The organism is Planktothrix prolifica NIVA-CYA 540 (assembly GCF_963864145.1).
GTDB lineage: Bacteria > Cyanobacteriota > Cyanobacteriia > Cyanobacteriales > Microcoleaceae > Planktothrix > Planktothrix agardhii.
This window is the reverse complement of record NZ_CAWLTW010000001.1, coordinates 4,043,504-4,058,134: the sequence shown is the minus strand read 5'-3', so window position 1 is coordinate 4,058,134 and position 14,631 is coordinate 4,043,504. Positions and strand designations below refer to the sequence as shown.

Below are 14,631 nucleotides of genomic sequence, written 5' to 3'. Positions count from 1 at the left end.
CCTAACTGCCTTGGCGGTTGCTATAGCAGCTACAAAAAAGAGATAGAGCAACTGCCAGGGAAGTTAGGACAAAGAATAATTGACCCCACGCCAACCCATTTTAGGTCAGCGTGGGGCTTTTCGTCAATTCCGCTCCCACGGATTTAATGAAAATTAACAGTCGTAGTAAAGAGCAAACTCGTAGGGAGTGGGACGTAACCGGGTGGGGTTAACTTCGTTATCGAGTTTGTAGGAAATCCAGTTAGCGATAAAGTCTTCCGTGAACACACCGGGTTCAGTTAAGAAGGCGTGATCCTGTTCCAAGGCTTCCAAGGCCAATTCCAGAGAACCAGGGGTCGAAGGAATCTTCCGCAATTCTTCAGGACTGAGATCGTAGATATCCACATCCAAAGGTTCACCCGGATCGATTTGGTTTTTAATCCCATCAATCCCGGCACAGAGCATGGCTGCAAAGGCCATATAGGGGTTAGCGGTGGCATCAGGACACCGGAACTCTAAACGTTTGGCTTTGGGGTTATTTCCCGACAGAGGAATCCGCACAGAAGCCGAACGGTTGCCTTGAGAGTAGGCCAAGTTCACCGGAGCTTCATACCCAGGAACTAAACGTTTGTAGGAGTTGGTACTGGGGTTGGTTAGGGCCAACAACGCTGGAGCGTGTTTGAGAATGCCACCGATGTACCACAGCCCCATGTCGCTGAAGCCCGCGTATTTATCGCCAGCAAACAGAGGTTTGCCATCTTTCCAAATGGATTGGTGGACGTGCATCCCAGAGCCGTTATCTGCGAAAACGGGTTTGGGCATGAAGGTGACTGTTCTGCCGTATTTTTTAGCGACGTTTTTGATCACATATTTGTAGATCATCAAGTTATCGGCGGATTCAACCAGCGTCCCGAATTTTAAACCGAGTTCGCACTGTCCACCCGTGGCCACTTCATGGTGATGTTTTTCAATGGGAACCCCACATTTAGCCATGGTTAATAGCATTTCGGTACGGATATCTTGGAACGTATCCGTGGGAGCTACGGGGAAATAGCCCTCTTTGTAGCCGGGTTTGTAGCCTAAGTTACCACCGGGTTCTTCCCGTCCCGAATTCCAACGACCTTCAACGGAATCGACATAGTAATAGCCGCAATGTTGGGTTTGGTCGAAGCGAACATCATCAAAAATGAAGAATTCCGCTTCCGGGCCAAAAAATGCCGTATCCCCCATTCCGGTCGAAACCAAATAATCAATGGCTTTTTGGGCAATCACCCGGGGACATCGACTGTAGGGTTCTCCGGTACGGGGTTCTTGAATACTACAAATAATGCTCAGAGTCGGTTCTGCCATGAAGGGATCAATCCAAGCTGTTTTTGGATCTAACACCATGGACATATCAGATTCGTTGATGGCCTTCCAACCGCGAATACTGGAACCATCAAACGGTACGCCGTCTGTAAAGGAGGATTCATCGATTTGGCTGTTGTGTACCGTTAGATGCTGCCAGGTTCCTAGCATATCCACGAATTTCAGGTCAATCATTTGAATCTTTTGGTCTTCGATTAACGATAAGACCTCTTGGGCTGTCTCTGGCATGGATGAATATCTCCTCAAAAATCTTCTTGATTATCTCTGACAGGTTTGGCAGTTGGACTGACAAAGCATCTGGCTGATCATAGTGAGTCAGATTGATTAAGTTTTGTATTGAGTGTTACAATACAACACGTCGCGACTTCAGAATAATTGAAAGATATTATATAGGGAGATAGACTTCATGCAAGATGCCGTTACCAGCTTAATAAAAAATTACGACAGAACGGGTCGCTATTTAGATCGGGACGCCCTCGATCAACTCAAGTCCTATTTTGCAACGGGGACAACCAGAGTTCAAGCTGCTGGGGTGATCAACGGCAATGCTGCGGATTTGGTTAAACAAGCTGCTATGGCTTTGTTCGACGAGGTTCCTGAGTTGATTCGTCCTGGGGGAAATGCCTACACTACCCGTCGCTATGCAGCCTGCTTACGCGATATGGGCTACTACCTGCGTTATGCTACCTATGCTCTGGTGGCCGGGAATACGGATGTTTTGGATGAACGGGTGCTTCAAGGTTTACGGGAAACTTACAATTCCTTGAGCGTTCCCGTTGGCCCTACTGTTTTCGGGATCGGGATTCTGAAAGGTTTAGTTACTGCTCAGGTTGCTGCTGCCGGGTTGCCCACTGGAGATTATTTAGAACAACCTTTTGATCATTTAATTCGCGAATTGAGTGAACAGGATATTTAACTCCTTGACTCGATTTTTTTTCAAGTAAATAAAACAGCCAACTCTTATTAAGCCCATGGGTATAATAGGGGTTAGGCTTGATTTGGCTGATAAAAAAATAGGGCGATCAATAATAACTTGGGAGCATCGCCTTAATTGGTTTCAAGGGTTTTGGGTTAAGAATTAAATTATAATTCCGCAGGAGTCTGGCTTTTAAACATTGCTTAAAATTCTTCAAATCGACCCCAAACTACACAGGTTTCCAGATCATATTCTTTCGGGTTGTTCTCAATATTTTGGGCGGTAGTCATTTCTACTTTGCCGTTGGGATAAATAATATGAATCAATTCTCCACTTAAAACGCATCAGTTATCAGTTTATGACCCATTCCCTACTCCCCCTGACCTGTGAAACAACGACTCGATACCTTATTAGTAGACCTGAATTTATGTGAGTCCCGCCAACAGGCTCAAGGTTTAATCCGGGCGGGATCGGTTTTAGTGAATCAACAAATGATTGATAAACCTGGGACGGAAGTTAATGTAGAAGCTAAGATTCAGGTGAAACAGCGATCGCGTTTTGTTTCCAGAGGGGGGGAAAAACTGGCTAAAGCGCTGGAGGAATTTAAAATTGAGGTGAGCGATCGCGTCTGTCTGGATGGGGGAATTTCCACTGGAGGTTTTACTGATTGTTTATTAAAAGCCGGGGCGACAAAAGTTTATGGTGTGGATGTGGGTTATGGACAAGTAGACTGGGGAATTAGAAATGATCCCAGGGTGGTTTTGAAAGAACGGACAAACCTGCGTTATTTAACTCCCGATCAGTTGTATGGAGAATTAGATCAAACCGAAAATTATCCTGATTTTGCCGTTGTGGATGTATCATTTATTTCTTTAACCAAAATCTTGCCCCCATTGTGGCAATTATTAAAGCCGAATCGGGAAGTGGTACTGTTAGTCAAACCTCAATTTGAAGTAGGTAGAGAACGGGTGGGTAAAAAGGGAGTTGTCCGAGATTCTAAGGATCACGCCCGTGCTATCTTTCAGGTGGGTTCTGTGGCGATATCCTTGGGATGGCAATATCGAGATTTAACTTGGTCGCCTCTCCAGGGCCCGGCCGGAAATATTGAGTATTTGTTATGGTTGCATACGGTCGGTCAACCCTTTCCTTCTGAGTTGGCGATCGCCCAAATTACTCAACTCGCCCAACAGTCCCTAACCCAATCCCAGAGTCACCCTTAATCTTTTAAATCTCTTTAATGAATTTACCCAAACTACTAAAGCGGATTACGATTTATGTCATCAGCGCTTTCATGTTTGTTTTCTCTGCATTGGTCTTGACGGTTGTGGCGATCGCAATTAAGGTTTTAGTCCTGAAACTCGCCCATAGATTTGTTTACCCCATTTTTATATTTGGCGATTTACTTAGGGGTTTGGAAATTATTGATTTACTCAATATTTTAGTGTTTGCGATTTTGGGGATGGGATTAGGAGTCGCAACGGGTTTGTTACCTACGACCGATGCTCGAAAAATTAGTCAAGTTTTTCTGATTATTTTAATTCCAATTATTTTAGCGGTTCCTCAAGTGGTTAAATACAATCTTTGGGTCGAGGATATTGCTCAGGATGATGATCTTTCCTTCCATCAAGCGCAAACGGTAGCTGATTCTTTTCTTAAACGTAGAATTAATCAGGATGGGGTTTTTGGGTTTTATTTATATACTGGACAATTTCCGATGGTTCCAACCCGACAACTGCAAATGCAGGAATTAGAACGTTTGGAACAGCAAATTAACTCTAAATTTGTGCGGGTAAGCGGGATTCCTCCGACTTTAATTACGATAATTATGGGGGTTTGTTTTTGGGGAATTCGGATGTTTTATTTTTCGGTTGCTGTGATTACGGCGATCGCCCATTATCGAGAAGGATTAAAGATTGTGGTGAAATAGTTGGATTTTAGAGGGTTAAGGGATTGAGTGGGTTATTGTGTTGACTAAAAAGTCAAGAGTATAGTCATGTTAGCCGTAAAGATATTATCTCCTAAATCGAGATTTTTGTCAAGTCGTCTGGGGAACTAATCTGGGGAAAAGTTGGTTTGGAGAAAAAAGACGAAACCGGGTGAGAATGTCAACGCCAATAGGGTCTACCTTTCCAAAATAGACCGATTAAAATTCCCATGGTGGTAATTTGAGAGGTACTGAGTAAAATCACAGGGGGAAAGATGGATTTATAGAGGAATAAAACAATTAATAAACTAATAAATAATGCCCATAAACAAGCAACATTAAGAATAACTTTAGAGGGCTGAACTTCTATTAAATAAATTGATAGGGCTCCCACCCCCACCCCCATTCCAAATATAATCAACATCCCCAGGGGAGGAGTCAATAAAAGAAGCATAATTTGTTTGAATGCTGGAGAGTGGGTGATTCCCCAGAGGGTAAAAATTTCTGCGATCGCAATTATTAAATAAGTCAAGGCGACACTTTGTAATAAAGATAGCCAAGGTAATTTTTTGAAACGGCGGATAAAATGACTCATAGGGACTCCGAGAAAAGATCTGAGTCTTAATTAAATTGCCCAATTCAACCTATTCTATCATATAATTAGTAATCAACTATTTTTTTAGCTGAAACTCACGTTAGAATTTTTAAAACGAACTTCAGAAGGTATGGGGTTTTGAATCCTAACCTGGAAGCAAACCTAAATCTAACACCGATAACGTGGAGACGAGAAACCGATGATAGAAACATCAATTAATTGTGCGGAAGCCTGTGTGAATGGCTGTGTTTTGGGGGATAAATGCCCTAATCGGGAATATATCCCAGACACGGAGAACTTTATCAATAATACATCCTTAGATCAAATGTTACAAATGGCGGAGGAAGCGATGCGGAAGAAAAGAACGCAGCCCCCCAAATGGATTTTACCGGATTTTCCTGAGTGAATCAATTGGTTGACATACTCCCCACGCATAAATGCGGGGGATTCTTGTTCATGGTTCACAGAAATCCACTTGCTATCTCTGGTTTCCCATCAATAGTAGAGGCGGTCTTCTCCCCATGCTTTCCCGATTGCTCGGCAGATCCCTTTTGCCCAAAGGTACTGTTTTGGCACCTTATTCCCAGAATTCCCATGCCTTTTTTAAGAATATTAATTGCCGCATTTGTATCACGACAAATCTCTATTCCACAATTAGCACAGGAATGGGTTCTGGTACTCAATGACTTTTTCACCCGATAACCGCAACTAGAACAATCTTGAGAAGTATAGTTAGGCGAAACAGCCACAACTGCCTTATCCCATATTTTTCCGTAGTAGTCTAACCATTGGGTGAATTGATACCAACTAGCATCGGAAATTGACTTAGCCAAGTGATGATTCTTGACCATGTTCGACACCTTTAAATCTTCATAGACAATCACATCGTTAGAGTGAACTACGCACCGAGCTTGCTTAATCGCCCAGTCTTTGCGCTGTCTTTGAATCTTCAGGTGGGTTTTACCCAGTCTTTTCCGAGCTTTATGATAATTATTAGATTGGGGTTTTGCCCCTTTCACAAACTTTTTACTTAATTGTTTTTGAGCCTTTTTTAATTTGCGCTCAGATTTTCTTAGGAACTGAGGATACACCACAGCATTGTCATTTTGATCCTTGAAGAAATACTTTAATCCCAGGTCTAACCCGACAACGTTACCAGTGTATTCAACCTGTTCCTTGCGGTCAGTATCAAAGCAGAATTGAGCATAATACCCATCTGCTCTTTTGACCACACGAACACGGTTGATTTTTAATCGAAATAGGTCTTCCCTTGTTTCATTGTTGCAATAGACAGACAAAGTTCCAATCTCAAAACCATCGGTGAAAGCAATATTCATGCAGTCATTAGATAGTTTCCATCCCGAAACCTTATATTCTACAGAGCGACAATATTTTTTAAATTTGGGATAGCCTTTTTTCTTTTCTTTTTTTCTACAATGACTGTAGAAACTAGAAATAGAAGCATAAGCTCTTTCTGCACTAGCTTGACGAGCCGCCGAATTTAACTTTTTGGCAAAAGGAAATAATGCGGCTAAGTCTTTGCATAGCGCATACAAACCAGCTTTACCTACTCCTTGATTATCCATCCAGTACCGAACACATTTATTTCTAATAAACTGTGCGGTACGAATGGCTTCATCAAGAGCCTTGTATTGCTCCTTGGTTCCGTGCAGTAGTTTGGCTTCTCTAACTATCATGATTCTATTTTATCATAAGGTATTGCAGATAAAGCTATTTTTGTGACAAACTTCTTCAAGGTGGCTAAAGGCTCTCCTGAGCGTAGTCGAAGGGCCACCACCGTGTTCATCCCCACGCCTAAAGTCGGGGGCTTTCCACTCGCTTTTTGGTAAAGCGAATATTAAACCCGACATACCAATGATCGGGGACTTACGACAATTGAGTTATTGAGAGGGAAAGGGATAAAATTGATTAGAATATTCCCTTTCCCCCGTGTAATTTACTACTTAATTTTATTAGCTACAATCCGAATCCGCTTGTAGTCAGCAATCCAAGTCCCATTCTTAAATAATTTGGGACGTAAGCGACTTTCGATATCGTTCATAATATGTATTTGTTCTGAGGCTGGAATCCCTTGAAAAAATTCTCCAGCAAACATTCTCAACCAATTATTTAAGCCTTTGTCTCCATCCGTTAATGGAGTGGGACGTTCCACCAACGTTGCCAGCTTTAACTCAAATCCTTGAGTTTCTAAAAGCATTCCATATTCGCTAATACTTGGAAAATACCAGGGATTCAGGGTTTTATTTTTAGGGTATCCCGCAGCATCTAAAGCCTGATCAATTGCTGTAATAATCGTATCAATATTGCCTTTCCCGCCAAATTCTGCCACAAAACGTCCGCCGGGTTTTAAGGCTCGACAAACTCCAGAAATGACTTTTTCTGGTTGCTTTATCCAATGTAAAACCGCATTGGAAAATACCGCATCAAACTGTTCTTTCCAGACTAAGTTAGCTCCATCAATAACCAAAAAATTCAGACCGGGATAGGTTTTATTGGCCTTTTTAATCATGGTTGAGGCCTTATCAATACCGATCACTTCAGCCCCGGTGTTTGTAATTTTGTAACTCAAGTTACCTGTACCACAACCGAGATCGAGAATGTGTTCCCCTATACGGGGATCAAGCAATTCCAAGAGATCCACAGCTAAATTGGAGACAAAGCTATGGTGACTATCGTATAATTGTGCATCCCAATAAGACACAGGAGCCATGGGCGCATAGTTTACGGTCTTAGTATTCATGGTAGAAGTAAGGCAGAATTTACTTGTCATTCTTTATTATCCAACATTCTGTTCGTGATTAACTACTATTATCCAGATAAATTAGATCAGCAGCTACTTTTTCTCCTTAGTATCCAGGACAGTTAATTTATGTTTCCCTTAAAATCCTATCTGATTTCTAAAAGAATTTCTAGCCAGGCTTTTCTGATCAGTGTTCTTGCAGTTTTCACAGTGATTCTAACCGTGACACTGGACTCGGTATCCTTGGCTATGACCCATCCTGATGCGGCAATCGTAGCGAGAATTAGATTAAACTAATCCTGTCCGCAGAATCGAGCGTGTCTTCAGACCTGAGAGTGTCAATAATTATGCCAAACTGACCATCTTTGCTCTGATGTTTTCGATGGCAATTCGCTGGAAGTTTGAGGATGTGATCTGGTTATGTCAACAACCATCTCTAATGCTGCGATCGCTAGTCTCGGTATTTATTGCCGTGCCCTTATTAGGGGCATTAACCATGTTGATTCCAGGTTTGACGGTGGCACAACAGATTGGGATGTGGGCGATGATTGCTTGTCCGGGTGCGCCGATGATTCCGTTTAAAAGCCTACAAGCGGGGGGAAATGCCAAATTTGTCGCCAGCTTACAGTTTACGGTGTGCATTCTGTCAATTATTAGTATTCCCTTAACGGCTCTGATTTTGGCTCAGTTCTCCCCCAATGAAGCCTGGTTGTCACCCCAAGAAATTGGCAAACAAATCTTTTTTGCTCAGGTGTTACCTATGGGAATTGGTGTTTTGCTGGCTGAATATGCACCCAAGTTGGCAGAGGATTTGTTAGAACCCGTGACCAAAATTGCCAAATTTATGCTGTTGTTGGTTGTGATTATCGAAAAAATGGGTTTAAAACCCCGTCGTTCTACGACGGCTTTTTATTAAGATAAATAACAAAACTACCGAATTGCTGTGGTTTTTTGTTAACATACCAGTGGTGTGAAAAAACCCACCCTATCAAAGATACTCCGAAACAAATATCAAGGTTGACAGTCCTGTGGGGTTGACGATGAGAAAGGGGAAGCGGATGTAAGGCAATGGTAAAGTCCAACCTTGAACGCATTGGTTAACAACAAATTTAACAAAAAGTTTAACTTGTAAACGAGGTTAAACTCAAAGTCGCGGGAGGGCATTCCGAGACTTAAAACGGGCGTGGAGACAGTATAAGACTACTTTTTGTGTAGCAACAGTCTATGAAGCGTCAACCCCATTCAGCGACCATCCTAAAAAGATGGCGTGGTGAGGAACCCCCGCCCGTTTTACGGCGGGGAGGATGTCAAACAATTTGGCGTAAACGAACAATGGTTAAAAATTAGAGACGTTTTAGTAAGTATAAGATTAAGGTTAAGTTAAGCCAATTTAACATTTTGTAGCAGATCCAGAATGTTCTACCCTAGAACATTGGATCTGTATTTTTTTAGGAGAAGTGATTATGTCGGGTAGCGAACTAAAAGCTGATTTTTGGGTAAGTGAGTATATCACACCTTGGGATATTTATGTTCATGGAATTACCAAGGTATTAGTCTATAAAAAAACCCCCTATCAAGATATGTATGTGGTCGAAACCGGGGCCTATGGAAAAGCCTTAGTTCTTGATGGTAAATGGCAATCTTGTACCGGAGATGAATTTCTCTATCATGAGCCATTAGTCCATGTCGCCTCCGTTTATCATGGCGCTCCTAAAAAAGTTGCGGTTTTGGGCGGGGGAGAAGGGGCGACCATTCGGGAGGTTTTACGCTGGAAAACTGTTGAATGTGTCGCGATGATTGATTTAGATGGGGATGTGGTCGAAGCCTGTAAAGAGTATCTGCCAGAAATGCACGAAAATGCCTTTGATGACCCCCGTACTCAATTGATTATCGGGGATGCGATCGACTTTTTAGATCAGACTGAGGAAAAATGGGATATTGTGATTTCTGATTTATCCGATCCGATTGAAGATGGGCCATCTTTTAAATTGTTCACCAAGGAATATTTTGAAAAAATTCGTCAAATTTTAACCCCCGATGGCTATGGGGTAATTCAAGCTGGCCCGGTTTCCCCGAATGAGATGAAACTGCACGTCCGCCTGGTGAATACCCTGAAAACGGTTTTTCCCCATGTTCACTCCTATACCAGTTATATTTCCACCTACGGAAGTCCCTGGAGTTTTATTATCGTTTCTGCCCAACCGATTAATACCCGTCCTGAACCGGAAAATGTTGATAAGATTCTACAAGAGCAAACCACCTCTGGGCTAAAGATGTTTGATGGGATAACGATGTTAGGAATGTTGCAAGTTCCCAAACATCTGCGGGATGCGATCGACGCCGAAACCGAAATTTATACCTTAGCTGAACCGCCGAAATTCTTTGGCAAAGGGACTAACGCTTAATCAATAGTCATCTATTTGAACACTTTCCCATTATTTTAAGGTGGGAGAGTGTTAACAATTCACCAAAATCTAGTACAATACATCCCGATACCCGAGTCCTGTGTACTGAAAATTTATAAAAAATCCCACTAATAACCCTTTTTTAGTGATTGAGGAGTCAAACATTGATGGCAAAATCTAAATTATTTCGTCCAGGTAATCTTATTTTACTAGCAGGATTAATCGGTCTGGGTTTTGGGGGACTGGGATGGAAACAACAGTTCGCCAAAGCTCAAAATGCTGAAGTGGCAACGGGTGTAAACTGGTCGGGAGCTTCTTTCCCCGTTGAAGGCTTTCAAGAATATACTTCCCCGTTTGGGTATCGGGGGTCGGGTTTTCACTATGGTTTAGATTTAGCAGCCCCCCAAGGCAGTTATATTCGTAGTTGGTGGCAGGGGACGGTGACAGAAGTTTGGCAAGATGACCGTTGCGGGACTGGAATTGCGATTCAGTCGGGTCAGTGGGAACATATTTATTGTCATGTTCAAGGTAGCGTGGAAAAAAACGCTCAAGGGACTTATTTTATTGACCGACAAGGAGGGATTCAACTCTGGGAGGGTCAACAAGTTCCTTCTGGGACGAGAATTGCTAGGGTGGGGATGAGTGGACGGACAACGGGCCCTCACCTACACTGGGGATTAAAGCATAATGGCAACTGGGTTGATCCCGGTCGGGTGTTACGCTCGATGTATAATCAACAAGTTCAACAAGCTAATCGGGGTTAATTGTTGACTCGTACCGCCTGAAGTTAAATTTTTGTCAAAAAAATGAGTAACCCTTGATACAATAGTTAATGTGAGATTTGAAAATCTATGCCCGCAGGCTGATTAAGAAACGCGGCGTTTAGGTATCTTCAAATCGAAACAACAACGGTATCCATAAACCCAGACCAGCAATTGAGATTTTGCGCTGGTCTTTTTTGTTAGGTAATCGGGATCACGGATTTAAGCGGATTTCACGGATTTCAAAGATTTTAATCTGTGTTAATCTGCGTAATCCGTTTAATCCGTGTTCAGATTTCAAAGATTTTAATCTGTGTGAATATGGATAGTTTCAGAAGATTCCATCGCTTTAGTTAAAAGCTGGATTCTGTAATTTGCCTAGTATTTTTTGAGCAAATGAAACTATTTTTTCGATAAAATACTTTAAATTATCAGGGGATTTAATCGCCCAAATATTAATCACTAAACAGGTTGTTCCTAGTGATAATAGGATATAGGTGGGAATCATTACCACACCAATCATAAACCAACTGAAAACGTGCAGTACCATCAATCCTGAATATAAACTAGCAAACCCAGAAATTAATAGGATTTGAGAGGTGGGACGATTTAGACCAATAAAAATTAAGGTTTGTAAGGTAGCTAATATATTAAATGGGATTAAAAAGGCACAAATTCCCAAACAGTTATTTCGAGAAAACTCAGCAATTGTTGTTAAATCTATCATGATTAAAACTCTGGTTTTTGAGAATAGCTGGAGATGAAATATTTTTTATACTTTTAACTTCTCTATTATAGCCTTTTTAATGGCTATCGTTTCTTGGTTGTCCAAAAATTGGTAAACATCATCAAAAAACTACCTACAACAATCACTAAAGCGAGTCCGACGGGGAGCGCTGTTTCTAAATCAATATTTTCCATTGTTTCCGTTTCTATACAATCAAGAGATACCTTAACACAGATATTTCTATTTGGGGAAGGGAAAGGCCATAATTTTGAGGATTGACGATTTCACAGACCTTGAGAAACTTTGGCTTTCTTCTGTTACCATTAAATTTGTTACATATCTTAATCTTTAAGCACAGTCCTTTAACAAAATTATCGGGAGAAGGCAATGGTAGAGCAACAAAAAGGACAATGGGATGGGGGAAGGTTTCTAAAAACCCTGGCTTATTTTGGGGTTGTTCCTTTTATTGGTAATATTAGTTGGATACAAAATTTATTGAGAATGGGTACAAAACAACCGCAACAGAAACCGAATATTATATTAGTAGTCGGGGCGACCGGAGGGGTAGGAAAACGAGTTGTTAAACGGTTACAACAACGGGGAATAACGGTGCGTTGTTTGGTTAGGGATATTAAAAGAGCTAGAACAATATTAGGAAATACGGTAGAATTAATTGAAGCTGATTTAACAATTCCCGAAACCTTAACCTCGGCTATTTTCAAAGATGTTACTGCAATTATTTGTTGTAATGGAACCAAAGTTCAACCTGTGGAGGGAGATACTCCTAATCGAGAAAAATATTATCAAGGAATTAAGTTTTATATGCCGGAAGTGGTTGATGTGCCGGAATTAGTCGAATATAAAGGCATCCAAAATTTAATTTATGCTGTACCTGTAACTCTCAAGAAAGCTGGGGATAAAATTCTGTTTGATTTTACCAAACCCACGGAGGAGATTAAGGAAATTTGGGGAGCATTAGATGATATTGTTATGGGGGGTATTAGTGAAAGTTCGTTAAAATTAATCCCAGATGGCGGATTATTTACGGGATATGTTTCAACGGCTAATTCTGGAGGTTTTGTTTCTATTAGAACTCGCAATTTTGAACCTGCTTTAGATTTATCAGACTATCAGGGAATCGAGTTACGAGTTAAAGGAGATGGAAAACGATATAAATTTATTATTCGCTGTAATGATGGTTGGGATAGTGTGGGATATTGTTATTCTTTTGATACGGTTTATAATATTCCGATTACGATTAGAATTCCGTTTACAGAATTAATTCCGGTATTTCGAGCTAAAACCGTAAAAGATGGAAAACCTTTTGATTCTAGTCAGGTATTTTCCCTCCAGTTAATGTTGAGTAAGTTTGAATATGATGGAGGTTTAAACCCTAAATTTCAACCGGGATTATTTCAATTAGAAATTGAGTCTATTAAATCTTATGGTGGGACAGTATTACCTCGATTTGTGCAGGTGAGTTCGGCGGGGGTAACTCGTCCAGGGAAACCTGGATTAAATTTAGCAGAAGAACCTCCTGCGGTGCGTTTAAACGACCAATTAGGAGGAATTTTAACTTGGAAATTAAAAGGAGAAGATGTGATTCGTTCTAGCGGTATTCCCTATACTATTATTCGTCCCTGTGCGTTAACAGAAGTGCCCGGAGGTTCGGCTTTAAAATTTGCCCAAGGTGATACGATTAAAGGGCAAGTTAGTCGAGATGATATTGCCGAATTGTGTATTCAAGTATTAACTCAAGCGCCAGCTTGTAATACAACATTTGAAGTTAAAACAGAACCGGATAGTCAGTTTTCAGGAAATTGGGATGAGTTATTTTCTGAGTTAAAATCCGACTAACATAATTCGTTGTTGCGCTTAAGCGCAATCTTGAGGGCTAAAGCCCAACAACGAACTTTATTAATTATTTAATAAAAAGTGATGTTAAAGTTTAAACCTGTTTTCACGCCTTATTTATTTTTATTTCCGGCTTTATTAATGCTTACCTTAACGGTATTCTGGCCAGCGTTACAAGCATTTTATCTGAGTTTATTTAGTTACGATTTACTCACACCTCCAGAATGGGTGGGGTTAAAAAATTTTCAACGGTTATGGACAGATGAGGTATTCTGGGAAACCTTAAAAAATACGTTTCTTTATTTAATCATAGTAGTTCCTGTGTTAGTCTTTGTACCATTAACCTTAGCAATTTTAGTTAACCAAAAATTACGAGGAATGAATGGATTTAGAACTGCTTATTATGTCCCGGTTGTGATTTCTATGGTGGTAGCGGGTATTGCTTGGAAATGGTTATATGCAGAAAATGGTTTTTTCAATCAACTTTTAAACGCTATTGCTATTCCGCCTATTCCTTGGTTAACCAGTCCGAATATTGCCTTATTTAGTGTGATGGCGGTGACGATTTGGAAAGGTTTAGGCTATTATATGGTAATATATTTAGCAGGATTACAAACTATTCCCTTAGAACTGTATGAAGCTGCTAGTATTGATGGTTCGGATGGGTTTAAAAAACACTGGGATATTACGTTACCTCTGATGAAACCCTATATGGTTTTAGTTGGGGTAATTTCGGCGATTTCCTCCACGAAAGTATTTGAAGAAGTTTTTATTATGACCCAAGGCGGGCCGAGAAATAGTTCTAAAACCATTGTTTATTATTTATATGAACGAGGATTTCAACAGTTAGAATTTGGCTATGCTTGTACTATCGGGTTAATTCTATTTTTAATTGTTTTAGGATTATCAATTTTACGATTAGCAATTGAACGATTTACGGAAAATATTAATAGCAGTAATCATTTAACGTAGGATGTTTGATGTCTCGAGGACTGTGGGGTGGGAAGGATTTTTCAGCGAGTGAGGACACTCTGACTGCGAAAAGGATAAAACCTGACAACAGTAATTTGATAGCATAAGTAGTTGCACAAAATAAATTACCTAGTTGAGAGAGGGAACACCGGAACAGCCTCCGTGCACGGAGGAGCCCCCCAAACCCTCCGTGCACGGAGGAGCCCCCAAACCCCCGTGCACGGAGGAGCCCCCAAACCCCCCGTGCACGGGGGGCTAGGGGGGGAGGGAACAGGGTAGAGGATGTGTAATTAATTTTGTTTAGGTACTTATTAAATTAGACAAGTATTTAGACTCAGAAGGCTTGTAGAAACCATATTGGATTTTTTG

The 14,631-nt window shown here is 41.0% G+C and carries 15 protein-coding genes; 9 read left to right on the top strand and 6 right to left on the bottom strand.

The window, feature by feature from the left end; genetic code table 11:
• Positions 1-153 precede the first annotated feature (153 nt).
• On the bottom strand, positions 154-1,575 hold the full coding sequence (glnA, locus tag AC559H_RS17850) for a type I glutamate--ammonia ligase (RefSeq protein WP_026795415.1): 1,422 nt from the start codon (positions 1,573-1,575) through the stop codon (positions 154-156).
• A gap of 178 nt (positions 1,576-1,753) precedes the next feature.
• Between glnA and apcB the strand changes: the two genes are divergently transcribed.
• Positions 1,754-2,263, top strand: a complete 510-nt coding sequence (gene apcB / locus AC559H_RS17845; protein WP_026787797.1) for an allophycocyanin subunit beta — start codon at positions 1,754-1,756, stop codon at positions 2,261-2,263.
• Positions 2,264-2,466: 203 nt separating this feature from the next.
• On the opposite strand, the gene AC559H_RS17840 is transcribed toward apcB, so the two are convergent.
• Entirely contained in the window at positions 2,467-2,589 is a 123-nt protein-coding gene (locus tag AC559H_RS17840; RefSeq protein ID WP_267879853.1) for a hypothetical protein, read from the bottom strand.
• Positions 2,590-2,649: 60 nt separating this feature from the next.
• Between AC559H_RS17840 and AC559H_RS17835 the strand changes: the two genes are divergently transcribed.
• Positions 2,650-3,483, top strand: coding sequence for a TlyA family RNA methyltransferase (locus AC559H_RS17835; RefSeq protein ID WP_026787796.1), 834 nt, complete (start codon positions 2,650-2,652; stop codon positions 3,481-3,483).
• A gap of 71 nt (positions 3,484-3,554) precedes the next feature.
• Positions 3,555-4,190, top strand: coding sequence for a hypothetical protein (locus tag AC559H_RS17830; RefSeq protein WP_233423102.1), 636 nt, complete (start codon positions 3,555-3,557; stop codon positions 4,188-4,190).
• 178 nt (positions 4,191-4,368) lie between these two features.
• On the opposite strand, the gene AC559H_RS17825 is transcribed toward AC559H_RS17830, so the two are convergent.
• Positions 4,369-4,782: a hypothetical protein gene (locus tag AC559H_RS17825; protein ID WP_026795417.1), complete on the bottom strand. Its 414-nt coding sequence runs from the start codon at positions 4,780-4,782 to the stop codon at positions 4,369-4,371.
• A gap of 199 nt (positions 4,783-4,981) precedes the next feature.
• Here AC559H_RS17825 and AC559H_RS17820 point away from each other — a divergent pair, with 199 nt between their 5' ends.
• Positions 4,982-5,188 (top strand): hypothetical protein, encoded by a 207-nt coding sequence (locus tag AC559H_RS17820; RefSeq protein ID WP_036834177.1) that lies wholly within the window; start codon positions 4,982-4,984, stop codon positions 5,186-5,188.
• Between the two features lie 55 nt (positions 5,189-5,243).
• On the opposite strand, the gene AC559H_RS17815 is transcribed toward AC559H_RS17820, so the two are convergent.
• Together AC559H_RS17815 and AC559H_RS17810 are read right to left on the bottom strand one after the other, a co-directional pair.
• Positions 5,244-6,479 carry an RNA-guided endonuclease InsQ/TnpB family protein gene (locus AC559H_RS17815; protein ID WP_026795419.1) on the bottom strand — a complete coding sequence of 412 codons (1,236 nt, stop codon included), beginning with the start codon at positions 6,477-6,479 and terminating at the stop codon, positions 5,244-5,246.
• Between the two features lie 263 nt (positions 6,480-6,742).
• Positions 6,743-7,543 (bottom strand): class I SAM-dependent methyltransferase, encoded by an 801-nt coding sequence (locus AC559H_RS17810; RefSeq protein ID WP_043938054.1) that lies wholly within the window; start codon positions 7,541-7,543, stop codon positions 6,743-6,745.
• A 310-nt stretch (positions 7,544-7,853) separates the two neighbouring features.
• Here AC559H_RS17810 and AC559H_RS17805 point away from each other — a divergent pair, with 310 nt between their 5' ends.
• From AC559H_RS17805 to AC559H_RS17795, 3 genes are all read left to right on the top strand, one after another.
• Complete coding sequence (locus AC559H_RS17805) at positions 7,854-8,459, top strand: bile acid:sodium symporter family protein (RefSeq protein ID WP_330943250.1); 606 nt, start codon at positions 7,854-7,856, stop codon at positions 8,457-8,459.
• Positions 8,460-9,006: 547 nt separating this feature from the next.
• A complete protein-coding gene (locus AC559H_RS17800) occupies positions 9,007-9,948 on the top strand; it encodes a spermine/spermidine synthase domain-containing protein (protein WP_026795421.1) in 942 nt (313 codons plus the stop codon).
• 167 nt (positions 9,949-10,115) lie between these two features.
• Positions 10,116-10,712, top strand: a complete 597-nt coding sequence (locus AC559H_RS17795; protein ID WP_026795422.1) for a M23 family metallopeptidase — start codon at positions 10,116-10,118, stop codon at positions 10,710-10,712.
• 346 nt (positions 10,713-11,058) lie between these two features.
• Here the strand turns inward: AC559H_RS17795 and AC559H_RS17790 are convergent, their stop codons facing one another.
• The gene (locus AC559H_RS17790) at positions 11,059-11,436 is read right to left on the bottom strand and encodes a hypothetical protein (RefSeq protein WP_026795423.1); all 378 of its coding nucleotides are present in this window, start codon (positions 11,434-11,436) and stop codon (positions 11,059-11,061) included.
• Positions 11,437-11,823: 387 nt separating this feature from the next.
• Here AC559H_RS17790 and AC559H_RS17785 point away from each other — a divergent pair, with 387 nt between their 5' ends.
• A complete protein-coding gene (locus tag AC559H_RS17785) occupies positions 11,824-13,293 on the top strand; it encodes a CIA30 family protein (RefSeq protein WP_026795424.1) in 1,470 nt (489 codons plus the stop codon).
• Between the two features lie 81 nt (positions 13,294-13,374).
• On the top strand, positions 13,375-14,262 hold the full coding sequence (locus AC559H_RS17780; protein WP_036831596.1) for a carbohydrate ABC transporter permease: 888 nt from the start codon (positions 13,375-13,377) through the stop codon (positions 14,260-14,262).
• Positions 14,263-14,631 lie beyond the last annotated feature (369 nt).